A 1,482-nucleotide genomic window follows, 5' to 3' on the forward strand; every position below is an offset into this window, starting at 1 on the left:
AGTAGTATCCATAATATATATTTTTTTGATTCAGGCTCCTATAAAGATGAAGGAAAGATAACTAATGGACAAATATATTATTATTTTAGAAAAATTTTAGAACAATCTAATATTCCTCATCGAGGAAAAGGGGAAGGACCACGTCTCCATGACTTACGTCATACTTTTGCTGTACATTCTTTAGAAAATTTGAACCGCTTTGACAATCACCCTACTGCGAATATTGAATATTTGTCTAAATACTTGGGTCATCAATCTGTATATGAGACACAAAATTACTTGTGGTTAACGCATGAAGTTGCACAAAATATGCTAAATCAAATGACTGAAGTTGAAGAATATTTATTCAGTAGAAAGGATTTTTGATATGTCTAAATCTTTTTATTTTCTTTTAGAAGAATTTCTTTGCTACTATCTGCCACATCAAAGAGGATATAGTCCTAATACGATTAGATCCTATTACACGACACTATGTTCAATCATTTATTGGATGGAAAACAATCAAAATATACCTAAAGAATTAATAGAAATTACTGATTTTACAAAATCACGGGTTAATAAATGGCTTATGTCTATAGAACAGAGTGGAAGTTCTATTAGCACAAGAAATCAACGACTTGCTGGTCTTCGTTCTTTTTTATCTTTTGTTGTTGAAGAAGAGATTATTTATCAAAATGTTTTATTAGAATTAAACTCTATTCACGTTAAAAAAGCACCACGTCCTATTACAGATTTTCTAACTTTAGAGGAAGTAAAAGGTGTTCTATCGATAATACCAATCGATAACTCTATGTCATTTAAACACTATGTCATTTTATGCACTTTGTATGATTCTGGGACACGTGTCAATGAACTATGCAATATTAAAATTGAAGATATAGTTTTTGATAAACATTGTTCTATAAAAATTTGTGGAAAAAGGAATAAAACACGGATTATATACTTATCACCAATAGTTGCCAAACAAATTAAAAAATATATTAATCAATTTGGTATAACCGAAGGTTATTTATTTCGCAATCGATATGAAACTAAAATATCAGACTCAGGGATAGATTATATTATTAAAAAGTATTCTCAGATGGCTAATAAATCATTCCCTAATCTACAGAATAAGAAAATATCTGCACATACATTCCGCCGATCCAAAGCAACACATATGCTTCTAAATGGAGTGAACTTATCAATAATTCAGCGTTTCTTAGGACATGAATCAATACAAACCACTGAAGTATATCTTGAAGTTGGATCTCAAGCTATGATTGAAGCTGTTGAACGAAACAACAAATTAATCTTAGCAAATACAGATTTTAAAGATGATTCTATGCTAAATAAAGATACATTAGAACAGATACGATTAAAGTTATTCAGATAAATTTAAAGATTATCACCAGTTTATTTTATCAAATGGTTGCTACTATTAATTATTAAGCTGAACTGGTGATAATCATAAACTAGGGATAACCCGGGTTATCACCAGCT

General features: G+C 29.7%; 2 protein-coding genes. Both read left to right on the top strand.

The window, feature by feature from the left end:
• Nucleotides 1-366, top strand: a 366-nt coding sequence (locus ABDZ53_RS12865) for a site-specific integrase (protein ID WP_486187749.1), incomplete at its 5' end; no start/stop codon positions are given.
• Nucleotide 367: 1 nt separating this feature from the next.
• Nucleotides 368-1,375: a tyrosine-type recombinase/integrase gene (locus tag ABDZ53_RS12870; protein ID WP_343757157.1), complete on the top strand. Its 1,008-nt coding sequence runs from the start codon at nucleotides 368-370 to the stop codon at nucleotides 1,373-1,375.
• Nucleotides 1,376-1,482 lie beyond the last annotated feature (107 nt).

Source organism: Alkalibacterium iburiense (genome assembly GCF_039521845.1).
Classification (GTDB): Bacteria; Bacillota; Bacilli; order Lactobacillales; family Carnobacteriaceae_A; genus Alkalibacterium; species Alkalibacterium iburiense.